9 protein-coding genes are annotated in these 7,182 nt (G+C 39.4%); 2 read left to right on the top strand and 7 right to left on the bottom strand.

Annotated elements, in window-relative coordinates; genetic code table 11:
* Positions 1-254: HvfA family oxazolone/thioamide-modified RiPP metallophore (locus AAEZ18_RS14155; protein ID WP_502935385.1), on the bottom strand; the 254-nt coding region annotated here is incomplete at its 3' end.
* Between the two features lie 217 nt (positions 255-471).
* On the opposite strand from AAEZ18_RS14155, the gene AAEZ18_RS14150 reads away from it, so the two are divergent.
* Together AAEZ18_RS14150 and AAEZ18_RS14145 are read left to right on the top strand one after the other, a co-directional pair.
* On the top strand, positions 472-1,452 hold the full coding sequence (locus AAEZ18_RS14150) for a tRNA-dihydrouridine synthase (RefSeq protein WP_089368029.1): 981 nt from the start codon (positions 472-474) through the stop codon (positions 1,450-1,452).
* A gap of 60 nt (positions 1,453-1,512) precedes the next feature.
* The gene (locus AAEZ18_RS14145; protein ID WP_089368028.1) at positions 1,513-1,839 is read left to right on the top strand and encodes a conjugal transfer protein TraR; all 327 of its coding nucleotides are present in this window, start codon (positions 1,513-1,515) and stop codon (positions 1,837-1,839) included.
* Between the two features lie 35 nt (positions 1,840-1,874).
* Here AAEZ18_RS14145 and AAEZ18_RS14140 read toward each other — a convergent pair whose 3' ends face one another.
* The 6 genes from AAEZ18_RS14140 to AAEZ18_RS14115 all read right to left on the bottom strand — a co-directional run bounded on the left by AAEZ18_RS14140 (position 1,875) and on the right by AAEZ18_RS14115 (position 7,176).
* Positions 1,875-2,918, bottom strand: coding sequence for a hypothetical protein (locus AAEZ18_RS14140; RefSeq protein WP_089368027.1), 1,044 nt, complete (start codon positions 2,916-2,918; stop codon positions 1,875-1,877).
* A 62-nt stretch (positions 2,919-2,980) separates the two neighbouring features.
* Positions 2,981-4,240, bottom strand: a complete 1,260-nt coding sequence (locus tag AAEZ18_RS14135; protein ID WP_011327876.1) for a tetratricopeptide repeat protein — start codon at positions 4,238-4,240, stop codon at positions 2,981-2,983.
* Positions 4,241-4,251: 11 nt separating this feature from the next.
* Positions 4,252-4,869: an energy transducer TonB gene (locus AAEZ18_RS14130; protein ID WP_089368026.1), complete on the bottom strand. Its 618-nt coding sequence runs from the start codon at positions 4,867-4,869 to the stop codon at positions 4,252-4,254.
* Positions 4,869-5,273 (bottom strand): ExbD/TolR family protein, encoded by a 405-nt coding sequence (locus tag AAEZ18_RS14125; RefSeq protein WP_007583867.1) that lies wholly within the window; start codon positions 5,271-5,273, stop codon positions 4,869-4,871. The genes AAEZ18_RS14130 and AAEZ18_RS14125 overlap by 1 nt, the downstream gene beginning before the upstream one ends.
* A gap of 14 nt (positions 5,274-5,287) precedes the next feature.
* Positions 5,288-5,812: a MotA/TolQ/ExbB proton channel family protein gene (locus tag AAEZ18_RS14120; protein ID WP_011327873.1), complete on the bottom strand. Its 525-nt coding sequence runs from the start codon at positions 5,810-5,812 to the stop codon at positions 5,288-5,290.
* Positions 5,812-7,176, bottom strand: coding sequence for a MotA/TolQ/ExbB proton channel family protein (locus AAEZ18_RS14115; protein WP_086993326.1), 1,365 nt, complete (start codon positions 7,174-7,176; stop codon positions 5,812-5,814). Before AAEZ18_RS14115 ends, AAEZ18_RS14120 begins: the two co-directional genes overlap by 1 nt.
* Between the last annotated feature and the right edge of the window lie 6 nt (positions 7,177-7,182).

Genomic DNA, 7,182 nt, shown 5'->3' with positions numbered 1-7,182 from the left:
CATTTGCCTTCTTTTTTAGCTTTTGCATCTGCGCCGCATTTAGCTTCGCCACATTTGCCTTCTTTTTTAGCTTTTGCTTCGCCGCCACATTTACCTTCGCCACACTTACCTTCGGTAGCATCTATTTGATAGCCGGTAACCATTTGTTGAAACTCAAAAGGATTGGCTTGCACATCCACAGATACAAAGCTTGCAGAGCCAACAACAACTGCACCTAGTGTTAACGCGATTGAACTTTTTTTGATTGTATTCATTATATGACTCTCTTTTTAATAAGATTGTATAACCAAAGAATTGGAAAATACGAGTATGTATTTAAGTAGACCTGTATAAAAATAAAAAATTTCATTTTAGTTTAATTAATTGTAAACTTTTTGGCTAAAGTAACTATGCGCGGTAATTACGGATTTATCAATTTATGATTAACGGTTACACTACACATCCCTTTATTTAGCCATAATTAATCTTTCTATGAAACTTGTTTTAGCACCGATGGAAGGTGTTGTTGACTTCAAAATGCGCCAACTTCTTACCAATATAGGTGGTTTTGACTTATGTGTGACTGAGTTTGTGCGTGTTGTTGATGCTTGCTTACCTGATAAAGTTTTTTATCGTTACTGTCCTGAACTTAGCAATAATGGCCTCACTAGTGCTGGTACACCGGTACGCATTCAGTTATTAGGTCAAGTTGCAGGTGCGCTTGCAGAAAATGCAGTTAAAGCAATTAGTTTGGGCTCCCATGGCATAGACCTAAATTTTGGCTGCCCTGCAAAAACTGTTAATAAAAGTAAAGGCGGAGCTGTACTGCTTAAAGATCCCGAGCACATGTATGAAATAATTAAAGCGGTAAGAGACGCCGTTGATAGCAAGCATCAAGTGAGTGCAAAAATTCGTCTTGGTTTTGATGATGACAGTAACAGCCAAGAAATAGTAGATGCTGTTGTCAGCGCTGGTGCAAGTAGTATTGCAATTCATGCTCGCACTAAACGTGATGGCTATAACCCACCTGCTTATTGGGAAAAGATCCCACCTTTAATTAAAGATAAAGATATTGCGGTTGTGGCCAATGGCGAAATATGGCAAGTAGCTGATGCTATGTTGTGCCAAAAACGCAGTGGTTGTACCGACTTAATGCTTGGTCGTGGTGCGTTATCTCATCCCGATTTAGCAAAAAAGATTAAAGCGAATATAAATAATGAAGATTATGTAGGGCTCGAGTGGGAGCATATTCTTTATCATTTAATAAATTCTGCTATTCATCACGACCCGGCTAAAGATGAAAAGTACTTTGCATCGCGTACTAAGCAGTGGTTAGGCTACTTAAAGCGTCAGTACCCACAGGCAATAACATTATTTGACGAGATCCGCCGGTTAAAGGCCAAAGAAGATGTCGCAGAGGTACTAAGTAAGTATGCCAAAGCGCCACAGTTTGATGCAAATCATAACGCGTAAGTAAATCTACCTAGATAATACCCCTATTGCTCAATGCTAATTATAAAGGGGTTATACACGATGCAACATCAGCAAAGGTTAATTAATGAAATAGAGGAAGTAAAATTAACTATATTAAACTTACTTTCTCAATCAGCGCATCTATCTCATCAGCATTTATTATCTTTATTAACGCAAACAGTCAATGCAGAGTGGCTCGATTTGGCGGCGCAAAAACTAGGTCCCGAATACGGTGAATATATTCAACGAATGACCACTTTAGAGGCTGCTGTGAGTCAAATTGAGATAGGTCAGTACGGTTATTGCTGTGATTGTGAAGAGCCTATAACCACAGCATTACTCGAATTAGATCCAGCTACACAACGTTGTGAACAGTGCGCTAAATAAAGCGCACATTGAGCAACGTTAAGTCGCTGGAGCAGTTAAAGTAATTGCTGAGCAAAGCTAAATGCCTGCCCAGGGTAAAGCACTATATTTTTAACTAATCTTGTTGCATCTATTTCGCTAATGTTTAAACGCTTTATTAAGTTAACCTTTGCCTGTGGCAAGGTCCACGCATGAATATGCAATCCAACATCAGTTTCCATCATTGCTAACATTAGCGTTTTTTGCTGCGCTAAAAGTGATTTGTTTTCAGCTATAGCGGGTAAGTTTCTAAACCCCGACAACCAATCTAAACCTGGTACCTCTTTATCCCCATTAGTAAATTGCACCAAAAATGACTGTGGATAAATTTGGCTAACCTCCTGATTGGCTGGTTGTGTACTTTCCTCTTTTAACTGCTCATTTATAATAGTAAGCCACTCTAGCGGAGAGTGCACTGTACCACTAAAATAGTTTAGCTTACTTTGATACCACTCACTGCCATTAGCTAAACCATATAGCCCGACACTTCCTCTGGGGCTATATTGCACTAAATAATCTTTTAAAATATTAAGTTGAGCTAATAAGCTATTGGGTATGTTTTTATCGCTTAGTGCACTAAGCACATAATTTTTTATTAAATTGTGTTCAATTTTATTCAACTTTAAATTGCTTAATTGCGCACTTTCTAGTTGTCGCTGCACAAATTCAAGCCAATTACTTATATTTTGATAGTCACTCTCTGAACTTGCTAAGTTAAGTAAATTAACTAAAACATTTGTATGTGCTGGCCAGGCAAAGTAACGTTCAGGAAAACGCTCTGCAATAACAAGATAGTTAACCTGCTCAGTTTGCTGCTTGGTTAGTTGCATTTGCATTAAGCTTTGATAAATAGCGTGGCGTTTTTTTAAATACGCATCTGTAAAAGGCAATTGCTCACTACGCAGCCCTGTGTGTTTACTATTTTTTGGCTGATATAAAGCTAAGTTAAGCGATTTTAATGCGTGCTGCGCTTCATCAAACGATGTGTACTGCTGTGGTTGCTTAGAGCAAGAGGCCAAAAATAGACAAAGTAAAAATGAAAAAATAAGCGTTTTGTTCATGTTCATCCCAATAAAAAAAGCCCCAATGGGGCTTTTTAAAAATTGCTAATATACATTAAAAATTAAATTTTAACACCGTTGCGAGCGGCTTTATCTTTAATATATGTAGCCCAACCTTTTGCAAACTTACGCGTGCGAGGGTCATCCATAGCTTTAGTAATTGCAGCATGTGCTTGCTTATACTTAGCTTGGTAGTAGTACGCTTCAGCTAAATCTGAATAAATAGTGCCCTTTTTATCAGAGCCTAACTCTAGTGCTTTGTTCAAACGAACAACTGCAGCGCTAAAGTTTTCAGATTGTAAAAGTAACGAACCGGCTTTGCGATAAAGCTCAGCATCGTTATCAAATTTTGCAGCTTCTTCGTAATACTTAGCGGCTTTTTCAATATCTTTTGAACGATGGTAGTTACTAGCAATTGCACTGATATTTTGCTTAGTGCGTTGTACTTTTTCTTCTTTAACACCTTTTTCAAGCGTTAATGCTGCTTTATAAGGTATTTCGTTTAAAGAATAAAAGTTAGCTAGTACTTTGTATTCAACTTCGTTCTCAAAGTAACCGTTTTTGTATGCAACTTCCATAGTTGCTAGGCCTTTTTTGTAGTCTTCAGTTTGTAAGTAATACTTACCTAAGCCTACCCAAGATTTTTTATCATCTGGCCATACACGAACGATTTCTTCTGCAACTTGAACCATATTTTGATACTGCTTTTGTTCAAAATATGAAGCTAGCTTAAGTTGATAAGGAGCTTTTGTTGGCTCTTTTTCAAGCTTAATCGCTTTATCTGCAGGTTCTATAACATCCTTAAACTGTTTAAGTTCGTAACTTGCTTGCGCAATACGAGTATAAACTTTCGGATCTTCTTCACCTGTAAAGTCCATCCAATCAGCGTAGGCTTTTTTTGCAGCACTATATTGCTCAGTACCTGCATACATATCACCTAAGGTTTTTAAACCCTGTGCTTGATCGGCAAAGTTTAATACATCTGGTGCAATCGCTGCTTTCATATACTTAATGGCTGTTTTGTATTGCTCTTTTTGAGCATACATACTACCTAAGTAACGATTTACAGTTGCTTTGTCAAAATCGTTAGACGGATCTAACTCTTTAAGTAAAGCAAGTGCACCATCAACATCATCTTCATTATACAAGTCAAACGCTTTAATTACCTTTTTACCAGTACGCTCGCCCATGATTTTAGTTTTTGCTTTTTTACGCTCTTCAATTTTTGCGTAATTTGGCGCCGCTAAAACAGGTGCAGTCAAAGCTGCACCCGATACAGACATAAGAATTGCAAGAGCAGTTACTTTAGATAAATTTCTCATTACTCGCCTCCTTAGTTGCCTTGGTTAAGTTTAAAGTCTAATTGAACTTGTAAACCAACTTGTCTTTGTGGTTTACCGTCAATAATTTTAGGACGGTACTTCCACTTGCGCAATGCACGTTTAGCTTCACGGTCAAAGATACGTTTCGGGTCAGCGTCAATTACATCAACGTCAACCACGCCACCTAACTCATCGATAGTGAACGAAAGTTGAACCCAACCTTCTCTACCATCACGTGCTGCTTGCGTTGGATATTTTGGTTCAATACGAACGATAGGTGTCGCATCACCATCTCGTCCAAATGCACCCGGACCACTTAGTCCACCTGCCGTGCTTCCCACATCGATGCTTGGCATATTAAATGACAATCCACCAGGATTAGGGTTGTTATTTTCCGGCTGTGGCGGCTGCGGTTTAGGCGGCTGCTTAGGCGGTGGAGGAGGAGGAGGCGGAACACGCCTTCTTTCCTGCACCTTAGATTCAGGCGGATTCGTCATTATTTCGACTATGATCTGCTCTTTTTGTTCAGTATTACGGTCAGCCCCACCAGAGATGAGGAATGCCATGAAGTAGAACAAGCCGAAAGTAACTGCCCCACCTGCAATCAGTGAAAACAGAAAACGAATCATTACTGATCTCCAGCGATTGAAATTCTTAGGTTATCACCCGTCGCTTTAATCTGGTCCATCACTTTAACTACCGTGCCGTGCTTAGCTTCTTTATCAGCTTGTATAATCACAACTTCGGTAGGTTGCTCTGCTAATAAACTTTCAATTTTTGCTGAAATACGTTCAACATCAATTTGTTGTTTATCAACCCAGATTTCGCCGTTACTACGTATAGCAATAAAAATGTTAGCATTTTTTTGCTTAGTAGCTTGGGCAGCTTTTGGTTTATTGACCTCGATACCAGCCTCTTTAACGAACGATGTAGTTACGATAAAGAAAATAAGCATGATAAATACGATGTCAAGCATCGGCGTCATATCGACCGCTGCTTCTTCTTCTTCACGAAAACGTTGTTTACGTGCCATATTTAATTCTCTCTCTAGTGATGAGGCATGTTATCTACAAGTTTGGCTTTCACCATTTTAGCTTTTGTCTCAAGACGTGAGCTAAAAAACACTCCAGATAGTGCCGCAACCATTCCAGCCATTGTTGGGATTGTTGCCATTGAAATACCTGATGCCATTAATCGTGCATTACCAGTACCTTGACTAGCCATGGTTTCGAAAACCGAAATCATACCCGTAACAGTACCTAACAAACCTATTAAAGGACAAACAGCTACTAATGTTTTAATCAACAACATACGCTGATCTAATTTTTCAGACGCTTCAGAAATCCATGCTTCACGGATTCTGTGTGCGTACCAAGACGTAGTGTCTTGGCGGGCATCCCACTTTGCAATAATTTCTTGCGATAAACGCGGAAACTCTGCAAGTAAGAACCAATAGCGCTCAATCATTAAAACCCACATCAGAAAGAGTGCTATCGCGACCACGTATAAAACCTGGCCGCCTGTGCCAACAAAATCCCTGATAGATTCCCATATCTCCATCAGGACTAGCATTAGGCTTTCTCCTTCTCCGCGTGAGTCGCAACGATACCTGCGCTTTGCTCATCTAGGATGTGTAATACCGACTTACTACGACCAGCTACAAGTGCGTGAAGTAGAATTAGTGGTAGTGCAGCAATTAGACCTAGCGCTGTAGTTACAAGTGCTAGAGAGATATTACCAGCCATGATCTTCGGATCGCCCGTACCGAACAATGTGATTGTTTGGAACGTTAATATCATACCGATTACTGTACCTAGTAGACCAAGTAATGGTGCGATTGCAGCAAGGATCTTGATAATGTTGATACCAGCTTCGATGCGTGGCGTTTCACGAAGAATCGCTTCATCAAGTTTAAGCTCAAGGTTTTCAACATCTTGATTCTTGTTGTCATGGTACACTTTAAGAATACGACCCAATGGGTTATTTGTATTCGGTGTAGCAACATTTTTAAGTTGGCTCTTAATTTTGCTTGTAGTAAGCGTAAGGTCAACAAAACGAATTAGAGTAATTAACATACCTAAAGCTAACAACGCAGTAATTATGTAACCTACTACGCCACCTTGATGGAAGTATTCCATAAGTGTTGCTTTTTGAGTGTTAATACGCAAAATCGCGCCACGTGTTGGATCCACATATACACCAGCATAGTTGTCAGGTGATGTTTTTTCAAGGTCTGCAATACCGTCTAAAATGTAGCTATCAGGCTGCTTACCAAGTGGTTGAATCGACTTTGTTTCTGGTGAATAAATTAAGTAACCGTCATCTGTAACTAAGTTAAAGTTACCAATACGTGTTACTTTTTTCATTGACGGGTTACCGTCAAGACCAGCAACTTCAGTTTCAAAAGTAGAAACTTTAGCAGACTCTGTCATTTCAGTTTGAAGTGAAATCCAAAGCTCTTCTAACTCACGAACTGTAGGAAGCTCTTTAGCCGCAGCTAATGAACGTAATACTTCAGCACGACCTGGCTTTTCAGCACTTACTAATGACGCTTCGATAGAACCGATAGCATCTTGAGCTGCACGACGTACAACACCAAACATTTCACCAAGTGTACCTTGAGCATTTTGTAGTGCTTGCTCTTTCTCAGCTAGCGTGTTTTCGTTTTGTGCATATTCTTTAGTTAAACGATCGCCACGTGACTTTTCAGCAGCTAATTGGCTTTTCGCTTTATTAAGTAATGATTGCTTGTCAGCACGTTCTGATAAGAACTCTTGCTCACGTTGCTTATTGATTTTACCTTCAGAGATACGCTCTTGCTTTACTTGCTCAAGAATTTTATCTAATGCATTCGTATTTGCGTGTGCATTAAGCGCGGTACCTGCAGAAACAGTTAGTACTGCTGCAACAGCAAAACCTTTAAATAGTTTCTTCATTATTGA

The organism is Pseudoalteromonas sp. 19-MNA-CIBAN-0066 (assembly GCF_040308705.1).
Classification (GTDB): domain Bacteria; phylum Pseudomonadota; class Gammaproteobacteria; order Enterobacterales; family Alteromonadaceae; genus Pseudoalteromonas; species Pseudoalteromonas nigrifaciens.
The sequence above is the reverse complement of the archived record's forward strand: the minus strand, read 5'-3'. Positions and strand labels throughout refer to the sequence as shown.

Excerpts from the sequence above, each read along its gene's own strand:
- AAEZ18_RS14125 (WP_007583867.1), bottom strand. The coding sequence starts at position 5,273 with ATGGCACGTAAACAACGTTTTCGTGAAGAAGAAGAAGCAGCGGTCGAT.
- AAEZ18_RS14145 (WP_089368028.1), top strand. The coding sequence starts at position 1,513 with ATGCAACATCAGCAAAGGTTAATTAATGAAATAGAGGAAGTAAAATTA.
- AAEZ18_RS14150 (WP_089368029.1), top strand. The coding sequence starts at position 472 with ATGAAACTTGTTTTAGCACCGATGGAAGGTGTTGTTGACTTCAAAATG.
- AAEZ18_RS14115 (WP_086993326.1), bottom strand. The coding sequence starts at position 7,176 with ATGAAGAAACTATTTAAAGGTTTTGCTGTTGCAGCAGTACTAACTGTT.
- AAEZ18_RS14120 (WP_011327873.1), bottom strand. The coding sequence starts at position 5,812 with ATGCTAGTCCTGATGGAGATATGGGAATCTATCAGGGATTTTGTTGGC.
- AAEZ18_RS14135 (WP_011327876.1), bottom strand. The coding sequence starts at position 4,240 with ATGAGAAATTTATCTAAAGTAACTGCTCTTGCAATTCTTATGTCTGTA.
- AAEZ18_RS14140 (WP_089368027.1), bottom strand. The coding sequence starts at position 2,918 with ATGAACAAAACGCTTATTTTTTCATTTTTACTTTGTCTATTTTTGGCC.
- AAEZ18_RS14130 (WP_089368026.1), bottom strand. The coding sequence starts at position 4,869 with ATGATTCGTTTTCTGTTTTCACTGATTGCAGGTGGGGCAGTTACTTTC.